Source organism: Pseudomonas sp. RIT-PI-o (assembly GCF_001297215.1).
GTDB classification, from domain to species: domain Bacteria; phylum Pseudomonadota; class Gammaproteobacteria; order Pseudomonadales; family Pseudomonadaceae; genus Aquipseudomonas; species Aquipseudomonas moraviensis_A.
Map to the genome: position 1 here is coordinate 69,550 of NZ_LHPA01000011.1, position 23,319 is coordinate 92,868.

Genomic DNA, 23,319 nt, shown 5'->3' on the forward strand with positions numbered 1-23,319 from the left:
TCCATGGCTCTGAAGCCTCGCTGTTCCCTGGTTTTAGTCGTCGCCTGCTGCGCACCCGAAGCTGCCTGGAGCGTTGAGCCGCAAGCGATCAATGTCTACGGCTTCGATTTCACCCCGACCTTCGCCTTGTCGGAAAGCTACGACGACAACTTTCGTGAAGTCGAACATGACGTCGAGTCAACCATGGTCACCCGCCTGGCGCCGGCCTTCGAGCTCAAGGCCGAGGATCGCAACAGCGCTACGCGGGTGATCTGGGAGCCGACCCGCTATATCTATCACAGCGCCTCGGACGCTTCGAACACCGCCCAGCGTCTGCGCGCCGACAGCATCATGGAGTTCACCGACCGGCATCGGCTGAAACTCGAAGCCGAGGCGCGCAAATACGAGCGCACCACCTCGACCGCCGTCGACGGCATCAACGACAAGATCGAAAGCAAGCGCGTCGGCGGCGTCTACACCTTCGGCGCGCGCAGCGCGCTGAACCAGATCGACCTCGGCGCCAGCTACGCCCAACTGCGCTATGACAACGCCGACGGCATCAACGATGACAAGGAGCGCAACACCAGCAACCTCACCACCACCTGGTATCACCGCCTCGGCAGTAAGACCCACGGCCTGCTCGAATACGACCACACGCGCTTCGACTACCTGCAATCGAACAGCCCGCGCAGCAGTCGCTCCGATGCGGTGCTGGCCGGGGCCGAATGGGACATGACCGCAAAAACCACCGGCAAATTGCGCGTCGGCTACGAGCGCAAGAACTTCGACCAGAGCGGCTCCGACGACCTGAGCAACCCGACCTGGCAAGTGGACCTGGCGTGGAAACCGCGCACCTACTCAACGTTTACCTTCCTCGCACGCCAGGCCATGGCCGAAGGCGACGACGGCTCCGATGCGGTGAAAGCCACCTTCACCCAGGTCGGCTGGCGCCACGGCTGGACCGAACGCATCACCAGCGTTGCCGAAGTCGGCATGGGCCATTACGTCTACGAAGGCCAGGACCGCAGCGACGATCTGCAGGATTACAAACTCGGCGTGATTTACGAAATGCGCCGCTGGCTGGACGTCGAACTCGCCTATCGGCACCGCGACAACGACTCCGATGCCGACAACGAAAGCTTCACCCGCAACGTCTTCCAGATCACTTTCGACGTCAGTCTGTAGGAGGGTTGGGCCATGCACTCGCGCCTGATTTTACTGTTGTTGCTGCTCTGGACAGTGCCCACGGTCGAGGCGGCGGACAGCAACGCCGATTACCGCCTTGCTGCCGGCGATGTCTTGCGCATCACGGTGTTCGGCGAGCCGGAACTGAGCTTCAAGAAGATCCGCCTGAACGACGCCGGCACCTTCTCCTACCCGTTTCTCGGCGAAATCGTCGCCAAGGGCCTGACGCCCAATCAGGTCGAACAGAAGATCGTCGACGGCCTCAAGCAAGGCTATCTGGTCGATCCGAAAGTCAGCCTCAGCCAGATCGAATACCGCCCGTTCTACATCAATGGCGAAGTGCAAAAGCCCGGCAGCTACCCCTTCCAGCCCGGCCTGACCCTGGAAAAAGCCATTGCGCTGGGTGGCGGCCTGACCGAACGCGCCTCAATGAAACGCGTGACGATCCTGCGCGGCAGCGGCGGCCCGCCGGTCACTGAAAACATTTCGCGCACCACCGTCATCGCCCCCGGCGACACCATTTCCATTGCACAAGGCTTTTTCTGATCATGGACAACAGCCCAAGCACCTACCTCGAACGTCCGCTCCAGGCCCATTCGCAAACGCAAGCGGCCGATGAGTCGGACACCCTTGATCTGCTGCACCTGTGGCGCGTGATCTGGTCAGCGAAGTGGAACATCGCCTGGCTGGTGCTGCTCAGTTGCGCGCTGGCCGTGGCGGCGCTGTCGTTCATCACGCCGCAGTACGTCGGCAGTGCGACGTTGCTGATCAAGGACAAGACGCCGCCCGTCATGAGTTTTCAGCAAGCCGCTGAAGCCGGAGGCGCCACCACCACCGATTACCTGCAGACCCAGCAAGCCCTGCTGCAATCGCGGGAACTGGCCGAGCGCGCCGTGCGCAAACTCGGCCTGACTACGAATCCGATCACCGATCCGCGCCAGCAGGCGCAGAGCTGGTTCACCCCGCGCCAATGGCTGGCCGATCTCAACCGCGACCAATGGCTGCCATGGCTGGATCTGCTGCCGCCACCGAAGCCGCCAGCGACGGAAGAACAGGTATTCAACGACGTCACGCAGAACCTGATGCTGCACACCAGCGTCAAGTTTGTCGGCAAGAGCCAGTTGCTGGAAATCGACGTCGAACTGCCCGACCCGGCCCTCGCTGCGGCGGTGGCCAATGCCCTTGCCCAAGGCTTCATCGACAGCCAGCAGGACACCAGCCTCAAGTCTTCGCAAAACAACACCAGCTGGATGAACACCCGCCTGGTCGAGTTGCGCGACAACCTGCGCGTAGCCGAAAACAAGTTGCAGGGGTATCGCGAAGAACAGGGTCTGGTCGACGTCGACGGTGTCGCGACGATCAGTGCCAACGAACTGCAAATGACCGGCAATCGCATGATCGATGCACGCCGCGATCGCGCCGAAGCGGAGAGCCAGTTCCGTCAGGCGCAGTCCTTGAGCAACGGCGACATCAGTCGCTTGTCGAGTGTGCCGGCGGTGCTGAGCAACCCGCTGATTCAGCAGTTCCAGGCCGACCTGGCCAAGGCCCAGGCCAAGGTCGAGGAGTTGTCGGGCCGCTACGGGCCCAAGCACCCGGCACTGATATCCGCCCGTTCCGAACAACGCACGGCGGCCAACAGCCTGCGTCTGCAGGTGCAGCAAGTGGTCGCCGGCATCGAACGCCAATATCAACTGGCGGTGGCCAGCGAGGACGCGTTGCGCAAATCCTTCAACAGCAACAAGGCGCAGATTCAGGACATTTCGCGCAAGGAATTCCAGCTGCGCGAATTCCAGCGGGAAGTCGACAGCACCCGCGCGCTGTATGAAACCTTCGTCACTCGTCTCAAGGAAACCGCCGCCACCTCGGACATGGATTCGGCCAAGGCGCGCATTGTCGACCCGGCGATCGCCCCGCTGGAAGCGAGCAGACCGCGCAAGAACCTGATCCTGGCAATCGTTGCGCTGGTGGCTGCGGTGGTTGGCGTCGCCCTCGCCTTCCTCTTCGATACGCTGAGCAACACCTTCAAGACCGACGACACCGTCGAGAGCCTGCTCAATGTGCCGCTGCTCAGCGTGGTGCCGCTGGTGATGAAGAAGAGCCGTCGACAATTGGCGCGGCTGTTCGAAGACAACGATCACCCGCGCTTCTGCGAAACCATCCGCAACCTGCGCACCTGGCTGATGCTGCAAAACAACGAACGCCCGGCGCAGGTGGTGCTGGTCACGTCCTCGGTGTCCGGCGAAGGCAAGAGCACCATCGCCAACAATCTCGCTTCGTCGCTGGCGCCGCTGGAACGGGTGCTGCTGATCGATGCCGACATGCGGCAGCCGACGCTGTCGCTGAACTTCGATTTCCCGCCAGAGAGCCCCGGCCTCGCCAACCTCATGGCCGGCACCGCGCGGCTGGAAGACTGCATTCGCAGCGTCGGCAATCTCGACATGCTTCCGGCCGGCTGCCTGGCACCGTCGATGCTGGATCCGTTCGACGCACCACGACTGAAAGCCTCGAGCAGTTCGAGCAACGCCGTGGCCCCCGCGCAGGATTTGCTCAGTTCGCCACGCCTCGGCCGGTTGTTGCACATTCTCAAGTCGCGCTACCGGCACATCATCATCGATTCGCCGCCAGCAGAAATCGTCAGCGACGCGCTGTTGCTGGCCCAGCATTCCGACGCGGTGATCTACGTGGTCAAGGCGCAGAGCACGCCGGTCGGCCAGGTGCGCAAAAGCATTGCCGTGTTGCAGCAGAGCCAGGCGCCCGTATTCGGCGTGGTGCTCAATCAGGTCGATCTGCGCAAGGCGCGCAAGTACGGCCATGGCCATTCCCGTTCCTTCTACGACTACGACTTCGCCCCGCGCTGATCCTCCGGGCCGTGCCGCCCGGCAGCAGCCATCCCTTCCCTGTTCGATGAATCGGAGATCGTGCCGATGACCTCGCAATATTCCGCGCAAATGGCACAGCGTCGCGGCCTCACTTTCTGGGGGCAATGGTTGTGCGCAATGACCCTGGTGAACCTGTTGCTGATGGTGCTGGTGCACTGGCGCATCGGCGCCTTGCCCAGTGAATACCGGCTGCTGATCATCCTCACCGTGCTCGGCTCGATGCCGGTCTACAGCCTCGTCCAGGTCTATCACAAACGTCATGGCCTGCTGGTCGGGCTCGGACGCTTGCTCGCCGGCTGGCTGATTCTGCTCGGGCTGCTGATGAGCATCGCCTTCGTCACCCAGACCAGCGCGTTGTTTTCCCGGCAGGTGGTGATTGTCTGGGCGGTGGTGGGTTTTCTTGCTCAGGCGGCGACGTTTCTGCCGCTGCATCTGTTCGTGCGCATGTACACCAAGATGATCTGCAACGAGCGCCGCGCGGTGATCATCGGCACCTGCCCGACCGCCCATGAGCTGGCGCGCAAACTCCTCGACCCGGATCGCGCGCTGCTGCTTGGTTTCGTCGCGGCAAAAGCCGACAGCGGCCCGGCGCCGAGCATTCTGCCGCTGCTCGGCGAGGTCGAAGACATCCGCGAGATCATCACCCGCTTGCAGGCGCGGCGGGTGTACATCGTGCTGCCGATGGCCGAGGCGGCGACCATCGAAGCGTTGTACATCAACCTGCTCGACATGAACGTCGACGTGGTGTGGATTCCGGATCTGGGCAGCATGGTGTTGCTCAATCATTCGATCTCCGAGATCGAGCGGATGCCGGCGATCTACCTCAACGAAAGCCTGCTCACCTCGCACCCCGGAAGCCTGTTCTGCAAGGACCTGTTCGAACGCAGCGTCGCGGCGATGGCACTGATGCTGCTCAGCCCGCTGCTGCTCGGCGTGGCCATCGCGGTCAAGCTGACGTCGCCGGGGCCCGTGCTGTTCAAGCAGAACCGCCATGGCTGCGACGGCGAAGTGATCCGCGTGTGGAAGTTTCGCTCGATGCGCGTGCACGACGATCAGCAAGTGCGTCAGGCCACCCGCGACGATGACCGCGTCACGCCGCTGGGACGCTTTCTGCGGCGCAGCTCCATCGACGAACTGCCGCAACTGTTCAACGTGCTGTTCGGGCACATGGCGCTGGTCGGGCCGCGCCCGCACGCAGTCACCCACAACATCTATTACACCGGCAAGGTGCGCGCCTACATGGCGCGGCATCGGCTCAAGCCTGGCATCACCGGTCTGGCGCAGATCACCGGGCACCGCGGCGAAACCGAGACCGTGGAAAAGATGCAGCGCCGGGTCGCCCAGGACCTCAATTACATCAATCAATGGTCGCTGTGGCTGGACATCAAGATCCTGCTGAAGACGCCCTTCACCCTGTTCTCGAAAAACATCTACTGACTGCGGCCAGCGCTCTGGCCCACCCCGCCGCGCATGAGGTTTTCCCATGAATGTGAGTGTATTCGGTATCGGTTATGTCGGACTGGTCCAGGGCGCCGCGCTGGCCGAGGTCGGCCACAACGTGCTGTGTGTGGATGTCGACGCGGCCAAGGTGCAGGCCTTGAACGACGGCAGCCTGCCCATTTACGAACCGGGGCTGAAAAGCCTGGTGCGGGAAAACCATCACAGCGGTCGCCTGCAATTCGGCAGTGATCTGGCCGCTGCGGTAAAGCACGGCGACGTGTTGTTGATCGCCGTTGGCACCCCACCGGACGAGGACGGTTCGGCGGATCTCAAACATGTGCTGAGCGTCGCCCGTACCATCGGCGAGCACCTGCGCGGCGAGCAGATCATCGTCGACAAATCCACGGTCCCGGTGGGTACGGCGGATCGGGTGCGCGAGTGCATCAACACCATCCTCGCCGAAAGCGGCCGCGCTGCGCTGACCTTCGACGTGGTGTCCAACCCGGAATTCCTCAAGGAGGGCTGCGCGGTCGACGACTGCATGCGCCCGGACCGAATCATCATCGGCACCGACAGCCCCCGCGCCGAAGCGGTGATGCGCGAGCTGTACGAACCGTTCAATCGCAACCGCGAAAAAATCATCGTCATGGACGTGCGCAGCGCCGAGCTGACCAAGTACGCCGCCAACTGCATGCTGGCGACCAAGATCAGCTTCATGAACGAGATGGCCGGGCTTGCCGAAAAGCTTGGCGCCGACATCGAAATGGTCCGCCACGGCATCGGTTCGGATCCGCGCATCGGCTACCAGTTCATCTATCCCGGCATCGGTTACGGCGGTTCGTGTTTTCCCAAGGATGTGCGTGCGCTGATCCATGCCGCCCACGGCGTCGACATCGATGCGCGCCTGCTCAGGGCGGTGGAGTCGCGCAACAATGAGCAGAAAAGCACGCTGTTCCACAAGATTGCCGATCACTTCAACGGTGCCCTTGAAGGCAAAACCTTTGCCCTCTGGGGCCTGAGTTTCAAGCCCAACACCGACGACATGCGCGAAGCCCCCAGCCGCGTGTTGATGGAAGCGTTGTGGCGCGCTGGCGCCAGCGTGCAGGCGTTCGACCCGAAAGCCATGGAGCAGGCGCAGCAGCTTTACGGCCCGCGGGACGACCTGACCCTGGCCGGCACCAAAGAGGCGGCGCTGAAAAATGCCGACGCGCTGGTGATCGTCACCGAGTGGCAATCGTTTCGCGCGCCGGACTTCGAATTGCTCGCCCGCCAGCTGAAAAACCCGCTGATCTTCGATGGCCGCAACCTGTTCGATCCGCAACGCCTCAGCGCGCGCGGCTTCACCTACATCAGCGTGGGCCGGCCGACCTGCGCCGCAGAAGCACAGGATCTCGCGTCATGATCCGCCTGGAATTGCTGGATCGTTATTCGCCGGCGCTGCTGGAATCGAACCGGGCGTTCTCCTTTCTCAACTTCGCCTCGATCGGCAGTTTCATCCGCCAACCGCCGCCGTCGCTGGCGTATTTCTGCGACGGCATGCTGATGTCCGGGTTCATGTCGCGCATTACCGGGCGCGCGGTGGAGCGGGTCAGTTTCGATTTCACCTCGATTGCCGATCCGGTGTTGCGCGAGTCGGAGCAACGCGGCAAACGCGTCTACGTAGTCGGCGCGCGGCAGGCGGAGCTTGATCGTTTCGTGGAGAAGCTCGGCACGCAGTACCCGCGCCTGCAGCTGGTTGGCGCGCACAACGGTTACTTCGACGCCGAGCAGGCCGCGGCGCTGCAGGCTGACATCCGTCGGCAGCGGACCAACCTGCTGCTGGTCGGCCTCGGCGCCGGGCTGCAGGAGCGCTTTGTCCTCGATGCGCTGCGCGGGGGCTTCAGCGGCGTGGCGTTCACCTGCGGCGGTTTCCTTCGTCAGGAGGCGAATGCCAGCGAGCGCTACTACCCCGACGCCATCAACCGCCTGCACCTGCGCGCCTTCTACCGCATGGACCGCGGGCCGCACACGATCAAGCGTTACCTGCTCGACTACCCGAGCAATGCCCTGCGCCTGACCGAACTGATTCTGCGCCAGCAAGTGGCGATCAATGTCACCGCCCCATGAGGATTGTGCCGATGCATATTCTGTTCACGCTCAAGGATTACCAGACTGGCGGCGGCGTCGAGTGCGTGCAGCAACGCCTCGCCGAGCAGTTCCTGGCGGACGGCCGGCGGGTGAGTTTTTTCGTCATGAACGGCGACTCGCCCAACATCGACGGCGCGCCAAGCCTTGCCGGTGGTGGCGGCGGCCTCGTTGGCTGGCTGAAATCGATCGTGCTGCTGCGCCGCTTGATTCTTCGCGAAGGCGTGACGCATCTGATCGGCGCCAAGGAGCAGGCCAATCTCTGCACCTGGTTCGCCACCTTGGGCAGTCCGTGCCAAGTCATCTACACCCGCCACGCCGCACTGGATTGCGCCGAACAGAACACCGGGCGCGCCAGCCTGCGCCTGTTGTACGCGTTGTATCTGTGTGGCAGCGGCAAGGTGGTCGCGGTGTCCCAAGGTTTGCGCCAGGCACTGGCCGGGTTGATGCCCTGGGGCCAGCCGCGCATCCGTTATTGCCCGAACGCGGTGATCAGCGAGCAACTGTTGCATGCGGCACAAGCGCCGTTGCCCGGTGGTGTGCCCCATCATTACTGGCTGGGGATCGGCCGACTGGTGGAAACCAAGGGCTTCGATCTGTTGCTCGAAGCCTATGCGCTGGCAGCGCAACAGCGCACGCTGCCCTATCTGGTGATTGCCGGCGACGGCCCGTTGCGCGCAGAGCTTGAAGCGCAGGCGCAACGACTGGGCATCGAACGTCTGGTGCATTTCACCGGGCATCTGCGCAATCCCTATCCGCTGATTCGCCATGCGCAGCTGTTGGTGCTCAGCTCATTGCACGAAGGTTTGCCGACGGTGCTGGTCGAGGCGCTGGCACTGGGCACGGCGGTGATTTCCAGCGATTGCGGCAGCGGGCCGCGGGAGTTGCTCGACGACGGACGCCTCGGGCGCTTGGTCAAGGTTAACGATGTGCCGGCCCTGGCGAAGGCGCTGCTCGACAGTCTGGCCAGCCGCGAATCCGCTGCGCCGGCCCGACGCTCGGTCAGCGAAGCGATCCAGCCCTATACCAGCCAGTACGCCGCTCAGGCTTATTACCAGGTGTGGAACCGATGAAAAAACTGCTGATCATCCTCCAGGACCTCGGCGCCGGCGGCGCTGAAAAAATGATGGTGCGCCTCGCCGGTGCCTTGGTTGAAGCCGGCAACGAAGTCACGTTGCTGATGCTCACCGGTGCCGGCATCAATCAACCGGCGCTCGACCCACGGGTCAGGCAAGTGCTGCTCGACAGTCCGCGCAGCGCAGCGGCGGTGCCGGCGCTGACGCGTTTTTTGCGCAGCAATCAATACGACGCGCAACTGGCCGCCCTCACCCACGTCAACGTCGTGGCGATTGCCGCGGCTGTGCTGTCCGGGACTTTGGCGCGGCTGCATGTCAGCGAGCGCAATGCATTCTCGCGGGACAAGCACGTCAACCCGGCCCTGTCGGTGAAGCTCGCCTACTGGCTGGCGCCGTGGCTATACCGGCTGATTCCCAACCCGGTGATCTGCGTGTCGCAAGGCGTTGCCGAAGATCTGGTCGACACCACCATCGCCCGTCCGCGCGATGTGACCACCGCCGACAACCCGGTGCTCGACAACGATTTTCGCGACAAACCTGCCGCCGCGCCCAGCCATCCCTGGCTCAAGGACAAAACCACCCCGGTGATCGTCGCCGTGGGTCGGCTGGCGCAGCAAAAAGGGTTCGACACCCTGATCGACGCCTTCGCCCGCCTGCCGCGAGGCGATGCGCGGCTGATCATCTTCGGCGAAGGCGCCCTGCGCGGCGAACTGCTGGCCCAAGCGACAGCGCTCGGCGTTGCACAGCGTTGCGATCTGCCGGGTTACGCCAGTGATCCAATCGCCGAGATCGCTCGGGCAGATTGCTTTGTCTTGTCGTCGCGTTTCGAGGGCAGCCCCAATGCCTTGGTCGAAGCCTTGTCGACCGGCACCCCGGTAGTGGCGACGCGCTGCCCGTATGGCCCGCAGGAAATTCTCGCCGACGGCGCCGTCGCGCCCTTGGTCGAGGTCGACGACCCGAACGCTCTCGCCGCCGCGATCAGCGCACAAATGTCCGCGCCGCGCGCCCTGCATCGCCAGCGTCGCATCGATGCTGCCGCGCGTTTTGTCAGCGCTCGCGCGGTGCAGACCTACCTCAAGGCGTTACTCGGGAGGCGCTGAGATGAACCGCCTGCAAGTGCGTTATTCGACGCTGGCCGACGCCTTCACCTTGTTTGGCGTGCTGTTCTATACGCAAGTGATCGGCTTCTTTCTGCGCCTGGGCAATGTCAGCACGCTGGACGATGCGCAGCAGGATCTGGAAGGCAATCTGGCCAATCAGGTCTGCGGCTTGCTGACCTTGCTGGTGCCGCTGTTCTTTTTCATCCGCCACAAGGTTTTTCTCAGCAAGAGCTTCTACCGGCAGAACCTGTTTTTGCTGGTGTTCCTCGGCTGCGTGGCGGCGTCGATCAGTTGGTCGAGCGAGCCGATGCTCAGCTTCAAGCGTTTCGTCGCGCTGCTCAGCGTAGTGTTCTTCGCCGGTTTCATCGCCTGGCGCTACAGCATCGAGCGGATCGCTTTTCTGTTCGGTTGCGTGATCGGTGCGGCGGCGCTGGTCGGGTTGATCTTCGCCGTGATTCGCCCGGACATCGCCTTCATTTCCGGTGGCATCCGTGACGGTGCCTTTCGCGGCGTGTTCGCGGAAAAGAACGCTGGCGCACGCCTGAACGCGATTGCGATCCTGTTGCTGCTGCCGATGATCCGCCAACGCAACCCGCTGGCAATCCTCTACGGGCTGTTCGCGCTGATCGCCATTGGCCTGGCGCAGTCGGCCACGGCGATTGCGCTGATCGTCGCCGGCACCGCCAGTTACGCCTACTTCATCACGCTGATCCGCTTGCGCATCAACCGCTCCCTGCTGGCCTTCACCGCCGCGACGCTGGTGTTCTTCCTCTTGTGTGGGGTGCTTTACGCCAACTACGCCATGCTGCTGGAACTGGTCGGCCGCGACCCGTCACTCACTGACCGCACGTTGATCTGGGAGCTGTTGCAGCCGCTGATCGATGCGCAATTTCTCAAGGGCTACGGCTTCGGCGCGTTCTGGGCCAGCGCAGATGCCGATGCGTTCATTACCCGCTGGGGCTACATCGGCAATGCCCACAGCGGCTACGTCGAAACCCTGCTCAACGGCGGCCTGATTCAGCTGATTGCTCTGCTGCTGATGTTTGCCCAGACGCTGAGCAAGCGTTATCGGGCGATCACGGCGGATCAGTCGGCGCGCTATCAGGCCTGTGCGCTGGTGATCATCGGCCTGTTTGTGGTCACCAATTACGTCGCCTATGTGATCCCCAACTATCGCTCGGGCGAGTTCCTGATTTTCTGCGTGCTCAGCCTGACCTTCCGCCACCACCTCGTCGCCCGTACGCAGCCGCTGCCAGTCGCCAGCGCTCGGCCGATGCGCACCACTTTCAGGGAGCAACGCCCATGCTGAATGATCCCTCGGCCGTCACCGTGTGCGTGGTGATTCCGCTGTACAACGCCGCCGCCAGCATCCAACGCACGCTGGATTCGGTGAGTGCACAAACCCGGCTGCCGGACAAAGTCATCGTCGTCGATGACGGTTCCAGCGATGCCGGGCCAGAGATCGTCAAGCAGTACGCCGCGCCCTTTCCCATCGTGCTGTTGCAGCAGCCCAACCAAGGCCCGGCCAGTGCGCGCAATCGCGGCGTGTTCAGTGCCGAGGAAACCTTTATCGCCTTCCTCGATGCCGATGACCGCTGGCATCCCGAGAAACTGCAAAAACAACTGACCCTGCACGCCGAACTGAGCCAACAGGGGCGCAAGGTCGGTCTGATCGATTGCTTTCAGATGAGCGAATTCAGCGACGGCAAACGCCAGTTGGAGGACCGCTGCAAACACGGCGACCACTTTGCCGATTTCATGCGCGAAAACATCATCAACGGCACCTCCGGCGTACTCGCCCTGCGCGAAATCATCGTCGCCATTGGCGGCTTCGATCAGAGCCTGCGCTTCGCCGAGGATCGTCTGCTGTGGACGCGCATCGCGGAAATCAGCGAGATCCACAGCGTGCCGCAGATCCTGCACTGGCGCGCCGTCAACGCCGCCAACATCACCGCGCAACCGCACAAGTATTACCCGCACAAGCTGCGTTTCATTCAGCTGTACCTGGCGCGCTACGGCACCCGGCTGAACAAGCAGCAGCGGATCTATTTCGTCCTCGCCAACCATGCGGAATTTCTCAATGCGTTTTCCCGGCGCGGCGATCATCCACGGGTCATCGAGGTGTTCCGGCAGATGCTCGGGCATTCGTGGCAGACGCTGTTTTTCTCCCAGGGCAAACCGACCCTGCGCTACCTCTACGCCTGCTTGAAAAACCTGGGCAACAGCCGCTGAATTCAGGGATCGCGCCATGGCCAACCGTCGCCTGATGACCCTCGTATGGATTTTCACCGAGAAGTTCGGCCTGATTTTCCTGTCGATGATTACCTTTGTCGTCTACGCGCATTTGCTGACGCCCACCGAGCTGGGCATCGGCACGCTGATCATCGCCGTGGTCGAAGTGGTCGGCATTCTTTTCTCGTCGATGCTCGAAGACCCGCTGGTGCGCCTGCAGCGGATGGAAGACAAACACATCAGCAGCGTGTTCTGGTTTGCGGTACTGGTCAGTCTGTTGTCGATTGCGTTGATCTCGTTGGCGGTGGTGCTGTATACGCCGTCCACCGCACTGCGCTGGATGACCGCCGTGGCCTCAGTGAAAATCCTCTTCACCCTGATGGCCCGGGTGTATGTGGCACAGATGCGCCGTAGCGGCAATTTCAAGCTGCTGGCCTCGCGCACCTTGCTCGGCAAAGTCGCTGGCGGGGTTGGCGGCGTGGCTGTTGCGCTGCTGGGTTTCGGCCCGTGGGCGGTGGTCGCGCAGGCGCTGATCATGGACGGCATTTCCACGCTGGTGCTGATGCGCAGCGAGCGTCGGCGCATTCCCTTGCTGATCGACCGCCAGGTGTTGGGCGAACTGCTGCGCGCCGGGCTCCCGGTCTGCGTCAACGTCATGAGTTCGCAAACCCTGCAACGCGGCGTCAACTTGATTCTCGGCCTGACTGCCGGGGCGCACGCGGTGGGCATGTTCAACCTGGCGATGCGCATCATCGACCTGCCGCGCTCGGCGATCTACAACGGCTTGATGAGTTATGCCCTGCCGGTGTTCGCCCGGCGCAGTGCCGAACCGGCGCGGCTGATCGGCGTCATCGGCGACTCCACGGCAATCAGCGGCTTCGTGCTGACCCCGCTGTTTTTCGGCATTGCCCTGACCGCCGAAGACATCATCCTGCTGATCTTCGGCGCGAAATGGGCCGACGCGATTCCCTTGCTGCAAGTGCTCGCCGGCACGGCGGCGCTGGGCAATCTGGCGCTGTATGCGACCACTGCGCTGGTGGCGGTCAATCGCACGCATCTGACGCTCAAGGCCGAAGTCGCCACCACCCTGCTCGCGCTGGCGCTGGTGTATCTGCTCGGGGCGAGCTACGGCGGCATGGCGGCGGCGCTGGCATTGCTGCTGCGCATGCTGCTGATCACGCCATTGCAGGTGCGCGGCCTGCACGCCGCCATCGGTTACGACTGGCGCAGCTTCTTCCAGTCCAGTTACCGCAGCCTGCTTGCCTCTGTCGTGATGGTCGTGGTGGTGATGTGGCTGTCGCGGCAGACCGGCCTGTCCGGTTATGCGCACCTGGCCGGCGACATCGCCATCGGCACGCTGACCTACGCCTTGGCCTACAGCCTGCTGCACCCGCGCTGGCCGCAAGAATTCAAGTTGGTGTTCACCGCCCGCTGAGCCGGATTTCCTCGCAATGGAGCACGTCGTCATGCGCAAAACCACGTTGATCACGGGCGGTGCCGGCTACATCGGTTCGCACACGGCATTGCAGTTGATCGAGTCCGGACGCTCGGTTCTGATCCTCGACAACCTGTGCAACAGCAGCCGCGAGGCCATCACACGGCTCGAGCTGTTGAGTCATTCGCACATCGATTTCATCGAAGGCGATATCCGCGACGCGGCGTTGCTGGAGGAGATTTTCAGCACTTACGCGATCGACGCGGTGCTGCATTTCGCCGGTCTCAAAGCGGTCGCGCAAAGCATGCGTCGGCCGATGGATTACTACGCCAACAACGTGGTCGGCACGCTGAACCTGTGTCAGGCGATGGCCCGCGCCCACGTGTTCAATCTGGTGTTCAGTTCATCGGCCACTGTCTACGGAGAGCCGACCGTGATGCCGATCGTGGAATCGCATGGCGCCGGCAAACCGGCCAATCCTTACGGACGCTCGAAGCTGGTGATCGAAGAATTGCTCAGCGACCTCGCCGTCGCCGACGCGCGCTGGAACATTGCCGTGCTGCGCTACTTCAATCCGATCGGCGCGCACGAGAGCGGGCTGATCGGCGAGGCGCCCAACGGTCGGCCGAACAATCTGCTGCCGTGCCTGACCGAGGTTGCCAGCGGCCAGCGCGCGGCGTTGACCGTTTATGGCAACGACTATCCGACCGTCGACGGCACCTGTATTCGCGATTACATCCATGTGCTGGATCTGGCTGCTGGTCATCTCAAGGCACTGCAGGTTTTGCAGGGCGACGAGCATGGCCTGCACGTTTGGAATCTCGGTACCGGCACCGGCTACAGCGTGTTGCAGATCATCAGCGCCTTCGAAGACGTCACCGGTCTGCGCATCCCCTACCGCTTCGCTCCGCGCCGCGCCGGTGATGTCGCCGAATGCCGCGCCGATGCAAGCAAGGCCGGGCGCGAACTGGGCTGGCGCGCGCAACGCGAGCTGACACAAATGCTCATCGACAGCTGGCGCTGGCAGACCAGCAACCCATGGGGCTACCGCCCGCAACCGGCACCGCTGCTGGCGGTGGGTACGTAACAACGCCGCCAACTCACGTTAGGGACGACTCATGAACAGATCACCATGCATGCTGTTTGTCTTGCTGCTGCTGAGCGCTGGCGCCAACGCCAATATTCCAGGACCGGTCACTGAAGGCCTGGTGTTGTGGCTGGACGGCAATGACCCGGCCGCGATGACACTGGAGGGGCAAAACCAGGTCGTGCGCTGGCTGGATAAATCCGGCAAGGGCAATGACGTCACCGTCGACAACCGCGCGGCGACGACCTTGCCGACGCGGGTCGACAACGCCCTCAACGGCCACGGTGTGGTGCGTTTCAGCGGCACGGCAGCGTTCATGGGCCAGGCGATTCGCACAAGCAAAGGCCCGGTGACGGTGTTCGTCGTCTCGCGACGTCTGCCCGAGCAGGCCGGCGGCAAGGCCTGGCAGCGACTGTTCAGCTCTCGCCCGCAACTGGCGGACAACGACAACGTCGCGCCGAATTTCGGCATCAGCGTGCAGCAGACCAGCGCCTACGAGCCGGCGCTGGCGCTGCTGGAAACCAGTGACGTGCCGATCGGCCCGTTCGCGGTGGCGCGCAACGTGGTCGGCACCTCGGAAATCCTCCGTGGCGACATCGCCGAAGTGCTGGTGTATGACCGTCCATTCAGCAATCAGGACGAGCGCCGCACCGTGTTCGAGTATCTGGCGCAAAAGTGGGCGGTCGTGGTTCCGCAGCAGGCCGATGCGTGGACCCGGGTTGGCCCGTTAGGCCCGACCCCGACGCACGTTACCCCCGATCTGCCGTTGTCAGATCAGGCCAATGCCGGCGGCTGGAAGCTCGATACGCGGCTGTCCGACGAATTCAACGGCAGCACGCTCGATGCCCAACGCTGGCACGTCAACAACGCCACCGGCACCGATTCCCTCGGGCGCAAACCGGCGCTGTTTTTACCGGAGAACGCCAAGGTCGGCAGCGGTAATCTGAACATCACTTTCCGCAAACAGACCCTCCCCGAGAAATACGTCGCCTTGGGCTACAAGGACTACAGCTCGGCGATGGTCCGCACCAACGAACGGGGGATGTACGGCTATTACGAAGCCCGGGCGAAGCCGATGAACTCTGCCGGCTCCAGTGCGTTCTGGCTGGCGTGGACCGGGCTGCCGGAGAACGCCACGGAAATCGACATCTTCGAAATCGGCGGCAAAACCCGCAACGAAACGTTTGACCGCCGGTACAACATGAATGCCCATGTCTGGGCCAGACCGCAGAATGATCAACACCTGAGTTCCGGCAGCACCTGGAATGCCCCTTGGCGGCTGGCCAGTACCTTTCATGTCTACGGTTTCGACTGGCAACCCGAGACGTTGCGCTGGTACGTCGACGGCGTTCTGGTCCGGGAGGCGAAGAACACCTATTGGCACTTCCCCATGCAAATCGTTTTCGACAGCGAAGCGATGTGGGACTGGTTCGGGGTGGTCGACGATGCTGACCTGCCGTCGGTGTTTCGCATTGATTACGTCAGGGTCTGGACACGCTCAGCGCAATAGGCCCGCGTTCAACGGTTGTGCACCATCGCCTGCATCTGCCAGAGCGTGCGGAACCGTCCCTGACTTTCGCGCAACTCCTGCGGCGTGCCATCCTGCACGATCTCACCGTCCTCCAGCACCAGCACCCGGTCGAAATTGGCGATGGTCGAGAGCCGGTGCGCCACCGCGAGGACGGTCCTGCCGCGCATCAGGTTGCTCAATGCACGCTGGATGATCGCTTCCGAATCGGAATCCAGTGCCGAGGTCGCCTCGTCGAGAATCAGGATCGGTGCGTCCTTCAGAAACGCTCGCGCCAGCCCCAGACGCTGGCGCTGGCCACCGGACAAGGTCACTCCACGCTCACCGACCGGGGTGTGATAACCCTGCGGTAGCGCCTGGACGAATTCGTCGCAAAACGCCTGATGCGCCGCTGCGATGATCTGCTGCTCGGTGGCATGGGGCTGACCGTAGCCGATGTTTTCCAGAATGCTGCGATTGAACAGCGTCGGCTCTTGCGGCACCACGGCGATCTGTCGGCGCAAACTGTCCTGGCTGACCGAGCGGATGTCGCGGTCGTCGATCAGGATGACCCCGCTGCGCACGTCATCCAGGCGTTGCAGCAAACCGAGCAACGTCGATTTTCCCGAGCCCGAAGTGCCGGCAATGCCGACGCTTTGTCCCGCCGGGATATCCAGGAAAAAATGCTCGAAGACTTTGCGCCCGTCCGGGTACGCATAGCCCACGTCGAGCATCTTGATATGGCCACGGGTCGGCGCCAGTTCTTCCGCGGTGTCGCTGAGTTCGTGGGGCTGGGCGACGATGCCCAGCGTCTCGCTGATGACACCCATCTGCTGGCTGGTTTCCACCAGGGCCAGCGCCAGTTCGCGCGAACCGTGCAGGATGCGAAAGGTCAAGGCGCTGACCATCACCACATCGCCCGCCGTGACCTGCCCCGCTCGCCAGAGCACGATCGCCCAGCCGAGCATGCCCCCCGCCATCACGGTCAGGCAGATGTCGTGCAGCACCCGCGCCTTCTCCATGTACATCCAGCTGCTACGGTGCGAATCGGCTTCGATGCCGATCTCGCGCTCCAGGCGCAGACGCTCGCGTTGCCGCCCGGAGAACGCCTTGATCGTCCAGACATTGGACACCAGATCGACAATCTCGCCACCGACCCGCGCCGACTGCGAAGCAAAAGCAATGTGCCGGCTGCGGCCGCGCACGCCGAACACGGTGATCAGCGCGGCGACCACGATCACGCAGCCGACCAGGGCCAGTGCCATGCCCCCGTGCACCGCCAACAGCAAAGCCACGGCACCGATGAAATCCACGCACGGCGGCACGATGCGCCAGGTCAACCCGCCATAGACCTTGTCGGCAGCAGCGCCGATCGCCGAGACGCGATTGGCCAGCGAGCCGGAGAAGTGCCGCTTGAAATAGCGCATCGGGTGGCCGGTCAGGTGATGAAACAGGTCCACGCGCAGATCGGCGCAACTGCCGACGATAGTGTGGCAGCCGACCCAGCCGCCGAGGCGCCACAGCAGGTTTTCCATCACGATCAACGCCATGAACAGGCCAAACGCGTGCCAGACCTGGTCCGCCGCCGACCCGGCGGCCATGGCATCGACCAGCAGTTTCATGCCGTACTGCACCACCACCGCACAGCACGCCGCGCCCATCACCAGTGCGACCATGGCGATGAAGTGCGCCGGACGAATTCTGATGTAGCGCCATAAGAAGGCAGCGGCCGACGCCGGCAAGGGCTCATCGCGCATTTGCTGGAAGTTCATCTCCCGCGCCCCTCAATGTGCCCGCCATTGACCCTGCGCAAACAGCCGGCAACCCGCTCGGGCACCTGCGCCAGCTCGACGTGCAGCGGGTGAAACGCTGCGCGCTCGCCCTCGCCATCGGGGTAGCCGAACACGCCGGTGGGGCAATACCGGCCGTTATCCCAGCCCGGGTAATCGAGAAACGGGTACCAGCAAATCCCCTGCACCGGCACACCGCGTTCGAGGGCCAGCAGCGTCTGCTCAAGGATGTAAGCCAGCCACGGCAGGCGTTCTTCATCTTCGGCCCCGGTTTCGGCGATCAGTATTGGCCGCTGATAACGCTGGTGCAGTTCCTTGAGCATGCCCGACAACGGTCGGAAGTCGCGCTCGCCGCGAAGGATGCGCCGGCCGTGGTAATACCACTGGTTATGCGCATAGAAATTGGCACCGATGATATCCAGGTAATGCTCCTGCCCGCCCAGGCCGGGCCATTCGCGGCCAGTGAGCAGATCCCACGCCTGAAATTGCGACAGCCGATAGGCTTCGGCCGCTTCGATATCGTCGCTGCGCCTGGAGCCGGCGAGCACATGGATCAACGGATCGCACTGGACGAACCGAGCATGGGGCGCCCGTTCGCGAATCGCTTCGATCGCAGCGATGCTCGCCCGCACCAGTTGATGCTTGAGTTCCTGCGCGCGCCCGCGTGCGGTCGGGTTGAAGTACGCGACCTCGCCCCCCGCCCAACTCCAGAACGAAATCTCATTGATCGGCGAGTAGAACGGCACGCTGACGCCCTCGTCCAGCATCACCGTCGCTGCAGCAGCGGCGAAACGGGCAAAACGCTCGACGAATGCCGGGCGCCAGAAATCCAGGTCATCCGGATAACCGTAATGGCACAGATCCCAGACCACTTGCACCTGCTGCGCTTGCGCGGCTTTGAGCATCGGCACGAAGCTGCTCCAGTCATAGCGACCGGGGCTGCGTTCGATCAGGTGCCAGCGCAAGCCGTCGCGGGCACAACGAATGTTCAACCCGCTCAGTCGCTGGTAATCCTTGTCCACCCAGCGCGCGTGTCCGGTGTCGGCCAGCAGGTCCAGGCGCCGACCATCCTGGCGGCGCTGACTGGAACATTCGAAACCGGCCATGACGAAGCTGCTGAAGATCGAATGAGCGCCTGCGCCGGGCTCGGGTTCGTCGCCTTTCGGCTGCGCGGTCATGAAGCATCGGTCTCGGTTGCGGCAGTGGCGGGTGCCTGCGCCGCTTGAATATCCCGATACAGGGCCAGCGCCTGCCCCACCACCTGATCCATGTTGTAGTACTTGTAGGTGCCCAGCCGCCCAAGGAACGTGACGTTCGGCGTCTGCTCGGCGAGTGCGCGGTAGCGTTTGTAAAGTTCGGTATTTTCCGCCCGGGGCACCGGGTAATACGGGTCGCCGTCGTCACACGGATATTCGTAAGTAATGCTGGTGCACGGGTGCGTTTGCCCGGTCAGGTGTTTGTATTCAGTGATGCGGGTGTACGGCACGTCCGGGTGCGGATAATTCACCACCGCTACCGGTTGATAGTGTTCCTGTTCGAGTGTCTGGTGCTCGAAACGCAGGGATCGATACGGCAAGTGGCCCAGCTGGAAATCGAAGTATTCGTCGATCGGGCCGCAGTAGATCAGATGCTCGTACTTCACCTCGTCGCGCACAGCCTTGAAATCCGTACTGAGCAACAGATCGATGTTCGGGTGATCGAGCATGCGTTCGAACATTTGCGTGTAGCCGGCCGTGGGCATGATCTGGAAGGTGTCGCCGAAATAGCGGTCGTCTTCGCTGGTCCGCGTCGGAATGCGCGAAGTCACCGATTTATCCAGCGCCGACGGATCCAGCCCCCACTGCTTGCGCGTGTACCCACGGAAGAATTTCTCGTAGAGTTCACGGCCGATCTGATTGACCACCACATCTTCGGAAGTGCGAATGGTCGCCACCGGTTCGGCGCGCTCGGCGAGGAACACCTCAGCTTCCTCGGAGGACATCGACAAGCCGTAGAGCCTGTTCAGCGTGGTCAGATTGATCGGAATCGGCAGCAATTGGCCGTCGACCTGAGCGAGGACGCGATGTTCGTAAGGTCGCCATTCAGTGAAGCGCGACAGGTAGTCGACAATGCGCTGGGCATTGGTGTGAAAGATATGCGGACCGTAACGATGCACCATCACGCCGGCGGCGTCGTAGTGATCGTAGGCATTGCCGGCGATGTGCGGGCGCCGGTCGATCAGCAATACCCGACGGCCCAGTCCTTCGGCCAGACGCTCGGCGATGACACTACCGGCGAACCCGGCACCGACGATCAGGTAGTCGTAGGATGGGCAGGACTTTGCGCGCTCCAGGCTTATCGTAGGCATTCGATCTGCTCCTGCATGAAGCGACTGGTGTTGTCCCACGACATGCCGGCGATGGCGGCATCGGCGCACTGCAGAAATTCCGGCGTGCCTTTGAGTGCCAAAGCTTTCTCGATCGCCTCAACAAAAGCCTCGGCAGTGGCGGCAATGAACACCGCGCCGCTCTCGCCGTAGCCGCTGACCACGTCGTGAATCGGCGTCGACACCACCGGGCAACCGCCCGCCAGATACTCCGGGGTCTTGGTCGGGCTGATGTAGCGCGTGGACGCATTGAGGGCGAACGGCATCAGCGCCACGTCCCAACCTGCCAGGTAATCCGGCAATTCGGTGTATTGCTTCGAACCCAGATAATGAATGTTCGGACGTTGCGGCAGCGTCTGCGGATCAATCTTCACCACCGGCCCGATCAGCACGATCTGCCAGTCAGGGCGCATCGTCGCCACGCGCTCGATCAACTCGATATCGAAGCGTTCGTCGATCACGCCGAAAAAGCCCAGGCGTGGCCGCGCGATCCCTGCCTGATCCGGCGGTTCCGGCAATGCCTGCCGCGCCGCGGCGAAATGCGCGATGTCGACGCTGCTCGGCACCGGATAGGCATTGCCGTGCTGGCGTTGCTTGACCTCCCACAGGCTGTAGCCACCGGTGAACACCACGTCGGCGCGGGCCAGCAGTTGCTGCTCCATATCGATCAATTGCGCGGGCGCGCCCATGAACGCCGACAGTTCATCCATGCAGTCATAGACGGTGACGCGCGCGTCGAGGTGCTCGGTAAACAGCAGGCTCATCGGCGTGAGGTACCACAGCAGCAGATCGCCCTGAACGCGGCCGGCGAGGTGTTCATCGAGCAATTGCCGCTGCGCCTGAGCAATCGCCTCGCCACTCATGCCGATGGGCAACTGCGGCACCGCGACCTCTATCCCTGCTGCTGGATTCGAAAGTTCGAGTCTGGGCGTGGCGTCTGCGATAAATACCGGTTCCTCGAAAAACACCACGTCGTAGTGTTTGGCCAATCGCGACATGACGTGCTGCGGCCGCTGGTAGACAAAGCCCCAGCGCAAATGCGACAGGCACACCAGCGTGGGCCGCACCTGAAGGGATGTTTCGAGAGCATTCTGCGCACTCGCCAGTGCGAGCGCCTCGGGTTGTTCTGCAAGGTTCATGGCGAAAATTCCTCATCGGGGAAAACAAGTCGACACAGTGCCGAGCCACCGGGCCGTCTCACTTGTCGGCACTGCAAGTGCAGGGCATTTCTCGATGAGGCCGTAAGGCTCTTGAAGGTTGGAATAGCGGCGTTCACACGTCGTTCAGCCCAACCTTGGGCGCAGCCGATGAACTGCACATACCGGCTGGCAAACGAAGTTGAACTCGCCGGACAATCCATCCCCTACCGTCCAGGACAACATGGTTTTTGCTGCCGCACAGGCGCCTCGAAACCATGCACAAAGCCATCGGCCGATGGCGGTACTTGGGAGGGCGGGTGCATGATCTTGATTACCGGTGGTGCGGGATATATTGGTGCGCACGTCGCACTGGAATGGCTGGGCCAGGGCGTGGACGTGTTGATTCTCGACAACTTGTGCAACAGCCAGCGCGCAGCGATCGAGCGCATCAGTACTCTGGCGGGAAAACGACCGGAGTTCATTCAGGGTGATGTGCGCAATCGACGACTGCTCGATAACCTTTTGCACGATTACCCGATCGATGCCGTGGTGCATTGCGCCGGGTTGAAAGCGGTCGGTGAAAGCGTGCGCGAGCCCCTGCGCTATTTCGACACCAATGTCGGCGGCAGCCTGACCTTGTGCCAGGCCATGGCCCAGGCTGGAGTGTTCCATCTGCTGTTCAGTTCATCGGCCACTGTTTACGGCGACTGCGCCACCCTGCCGATCAACGAAAACTGCGCCATCGGCCAGCCGACCAATCCCTACGGCATGTCGAAGCTGATGTCGGAAAACATCATGAAGAGTGTCGCCAGCTCCGACCCGCGCTGGTCGATCGGTCTGCTGCGCTATTTCAATCCGATCGGTGCGCATCCTTCCGGCCTGCTCGGCGAGGCGCCCACCAGCACGCCCAACAACCTGCTGCCTTATCTGCTGGAAGTCGCCAGTGGTCGACGCGCGCAGCTGTCAGTGTTCGGCAACGATTACCCGACTCCGGACGGCACCGGTATTCGCGATTACCTGCACGTGGTCGACCTTGCGCTCGGTCATGTCTGCGCGCTCGACGCCTTGCGCGATCGCCATGGCATGAGCGTCTGGAACCTGGGTACCGGGCGCGGCTATTCGGTGCTGGAGGTGGTCAGCGCGTTCGAACAGGTCATTGGTATCAAGATCCCGTTGCGTATTGAAGCGCGGCGCCCGGGCGACATCGCGCAGTGCTGGGCGGACCCGCATAAAGCCCTCGAAGAACTGGACTGGCAGGCGAGCCGCTCATTGCCGTGCATGCTCGCCGATGCCTGGCGCTGGCAGTGCAATCAGCTTGGGCAGGTCGACGTGCGCCAGGCCAATTGAACGTTGCGCACGGTCATTCATTGTCGTGACCGTGCGCGTCGGCACACGTTAATCGCCCGGACTCGCCGCCAGCGATGCGTTCCGCCTGATCGATACCGCGCTTGAGCGCATCCTCGACCGCCCATTCGATGCCGGGCAGTTTCCTGATGCGCTCGTAGGCGCATTCGCCGGTCGCGGTGTAGACGCTGATGAACATTTCCACGTCGCCGTATAACCAGAGCCCGATTCATAGCAGTGCCGGCACCAGCCATGGCACCAGTCGTTCGTACATGGTCGGTTTCATCATTTCGGTGATCCTGACGGTGATTCCCTTTGGCCTGGTCATGTACCCGACCCTGCCGCGCAGCGTCACCGCCTGGGTGGTGGTCGCGCTGGGTGTGGTGCAGGTTTTCGCACACCTCAAATACTTCCTGCACCTGGACACCGCCAAGGAGCAGCGCTGGAACCTCAGGGCGCTGATTTTCTCGGTGGTGATCATTCTGCTGCTGGTCGGGCTTTCGCTATGGATCATGGGCAGCATCCACCACAACATGCTGGCGCACTGACGCCGCTGAACGGGGTGCTGCCCTCGCCCTTCGCTCTACCATCCATCGGGTACGGTGGAAAATCATCAAACCCAGAGGCAGGTCCGTTA

At 62.7% G+C, this 23,319-nt stretch carries 20 protein-coding genes; 15 read left to right on the plus strand and 5 right to left on the minus strand.

Features of this window, described 5'->3' with window-relative positions:
• Positions 1-3 precede the first annotated feature (3 nt).
• The 13 genes from AEQ63_RS03025 to AEQ63_RS03085 all read left to right on the plus strand — a co-directional run bounded on the left by AEQ63_RS03025 (position 4) and on the right by AEQ63_RS03085 (position 16,047).
• Positions 4-1,164: an outer membrane beta-barrel protein gene (locus AEQ63_RS03025; RefSeq protein WP_064361726.1), complete on the plus strand. Its 1,161-nt coding sequence runs from the start codon at positions 4-6 to the stop codon at positions 1,162-1,164.
• Positions 1,165-1,176: 12 nt separating this feature from the next.
• Complete coding sequence (locus tag AEQ63_RS03030; protein WP_042609790.1) at positions 1,177-1,710, plus strand: polysaccharide biosynthesis/export family protein; 534 nt, start codon at positions 1,177-1,179, stop codon at positions 1,708-1,710.
• A 2-nt stretch (positions 1,711-1,712) separates the two neighbouring features.
• A complete protein-coding gene (locus tag AEQ63_RS03035) occupies positions 1,713-4,022 on the plus strand; it encodes a GumC family protein (RefSeq protein ID WP_064361727.1) in 2,310 nt (769 codons plus the stop codon).
• Between the two features lie 66 nt (positions 4,023-4,088).
• Positions 4,089-5,480, plus strand: coding sequence for an undecaprenyl-phosphate glucose phosphotransferase (locus AEQ63_RS03040; protein ID WP_064361728.1), 1,392 nt, complete (start codon positions 4,089-4,091; stop codon positions 5,478-5,480).
• A 46-nt stretch (positions 5,481-5,526) separates the two neighbouring features.
• Positions 5,527-6,885 (plus strand): UDP-glucose dehydrogenase family protein, encoded by a 1,359-nt coding sequence (locus tag AEQ63_RS03045; RefSeq protein WP_064361729.1) that lies wholly within the window; start codon positions 5,527-5,529, stop codon positions 6,883-6,885.
• On the plus strand, positions 6,882-7,589 hold the full coding sequence (locus tag AEQ63_RS03050) for a WecB/TagA/CpsF family glycosyltransferase (protein ID WP_064361730.1): 708 nt from the start codon (positions 6,882-6,884) through the stop codon (positions 7,587-7,589). The genes AEQ63_RS03045 and AEQ63_RS03050 overlap by 4 nt, the downstream gene beginning before the upstream one ends.
• Positions 7,590-7,600: 11 nt before the next feature.
• Positions 7,601-8,680 carry a glycosyltransferase gene (locus AEQ63_RS03055; protein ID WP_064361731.1) on the plus strand — a complete coding sequence of 360 codons (1,080 nt, stop codon included), beginning with the start codon at positions 7,601-7,603 and terminating at the stop codon, positions 8,678-8,680.
• Complete coding sequence (locus AEQ63_RS03060) at positions 8,677-9,783, plus strand: glycosyltransferase (RefSeq protein ID WP_064361732.1); 1,107 nt, start codon at positions 8,677-8,679, stop codon at positions 9,781-9,783. The genes AEQ63_RS03055 and AEQ63_RS03060 overlap by 4 nt, the downstream gene beginning before the upstream one ends.
• A gap of 1 nt (position 9,784) precedes the next feature.
• Positions 9,785-11,092 (plus strand): O-antigen ligase family protein, encoded by a 1,308-nt coding sequence (locus AEQ63_RS03065; RefSeq protein ID WP_082367692.1) that lies wholly within the window; start codon positions 9,785-9,787, stop codon positions 11,090-11,092.
• Positions 11,086-12,015 carry a glycosyltransferase family 2 protein gene (locus AEQ63_RS03070; protein ID WP_064361733.1) on the plus strand — a complete coding sequence of 310 codons (930 nt, stop codon included), beginning with the start codon at positions 11,086-11,088 and terminating at the stop codon, positions 12,013-12,015. The genes AEQ63_RS03065 and AEQ63_RS03070 overlap by 7 nt, the downstream gene beginning before the upstream one ends.
• 16 nt (positions 12,016-12,031) lie before the next feature.
• Complete coding sequence (locus tag AEQ63_RS03075) at positions 12,032-13,450, plus strand: oligosaccharide flippase family protein (protein ID WP_064361734.1); 1,419 nt, start codon at positions 12,032-12,034, stop codon at positions 13,448-13,450.
• Positions 13,451-13,481: 31 nt separating this feature from the next.
• Positions 13,482-14,537, plus strand: coding sequence for a UDP-glucose 4-epimerase GalE (galE, locus tag AEQ63_RS03080; protein WP_064361735.1), 1,056 nt, complete (start codon positions 13,482-13,484; stop codon positions 14,535-14,537).
• 31 nt (positions 14,538-14,568) lie between these two features.
• Positions 14,569-16,047 carry a family 16 glycosylhydrolase gene (locus AEQ63_RS03085; RefSeq protein WP_064361736.1) on the plus strand — a complete coding sequence of 493 codons (1,479 nt, stop codon included), beginning with the start codon at positions 14,569-14,571 and terminating at the stop codon, positions 16,045-16,047.
• A gap of 8 nt (positions 16,048-16,055) precedes the next feature.
• Here the strand turns inward: AEQ63_RS03085 and AEQ63_RS03090 are convergent, their stop codons facing one another.
• Genes AEQ63_RS03090 through AEQ63_RS03105 form a run of 4 tightly spaced genes read right to left on the minus strand, consistent with a single transcriptional unit; the run spans position 16,056 to position 21,338 of the window.
• Complete coding sequence (locus AEQ63_RS03090) at positions 16,056-17,816, minus strand: ABC transporter ATP-binding protein (RefSeq protein ID WP_064361737.1); 1,761 nt, start codon at positions 17,814-17,816, stop codon at positions 16,056-16,058.
• Positions 17,813-19,012, minus strand: coding sequence for a beta-glucosidase (locus AEQ63_RS03095; RefSeq protein WP_064361738.1), 1,200 nt, complete (start codon positions 19,010-19,012; stop codon positions 17,813-17,815). Before AEQ63_RS03095 ends, AEQ63_RS03090 begins: the two co-directional genes overlap by 4 nt.
• Complete coding sequence (glf, locus tag AEQ63_RS03100; protein ID WP_064361739.1) at positions 19,009-20,181, minus strand: UDP-galactopyranose mutase; 1,173 nt, start codon at positions 20,179-20,181, stop codon at positions 19,009-19,011. The genes AEQ63_RS03095 and glf overlap by 4 nt, the downstream gene beginning before the upstream one ends.
• Complete coding sequence (locus tag AEQ63_RS03105; protein ID WP_064361740.1) at positions 20,169-21,338, minus strand: glycosyltransferase family 1 protein; 1,170 nt, start codon at positions 21,336-21,338, stop codon at positions 20,169-20,171. The genes glf and AEQ63_RS03105 overlap by 13 nt, the downstream gene beginning before the upstream one ends.
• Positions 21,339-21,659: 321 nt before the next feature.
• Between AEQ63_RS03105 and galE (AEQ63_RS03110) the strand changes: the two genes are divergently transcribed.
• The gene (galE, locus tag AEQ63_RS03110; protein ID WP_064361741.1) at positions 21,660-22,685 is read left to right on the plus strand and encodes a UDP-glucose 4-epimerase GalE; all 1,026 of its coding nucleotides are present in this window, start codon (positions 21,660-21,662) and stop codon (positions 22,683-22,685) included.
• Between the two features lie 13 nt (positions 22,686-22,698).
• On the opposite strand, the gene AEQ63_RS03115 is transcribed toward galE (AEQ63_RS03110), so the two are convergent.
• Positions 22,699-22,881, minus strand: coding sequence for a hypothetical protein (locus tag AEQ63_RS03115; RefSeq protein WP_223259148.1), 183 nt, complete (start codon positions 22,879-22,881; stop codon positions 22,699-22,701).
• On the opposite strand from AEQ63_RS03115, the gene cyoD reads away from it, so the two are divergent.
• The gene (gene cyoD, locus AEQ63_RS03120) at positions 22,874-23,230 is read left to right on the plus strand and encodes a cytochrome o ubiquinol oxidase subunit IV (RefSeq protein WP_064361742.1); all 357 of its coding nucleotides are present in this window, start codon (positions 22,874-22,876) and stop codon (positions 23,228-23,230) included. The genes AEQ63_RS03115 and cyoD overlap by 8 nt on opposite strands.
• The last annotated feature ends 89 nt before the right edge of the window (positions 23,231-23,319 follow it).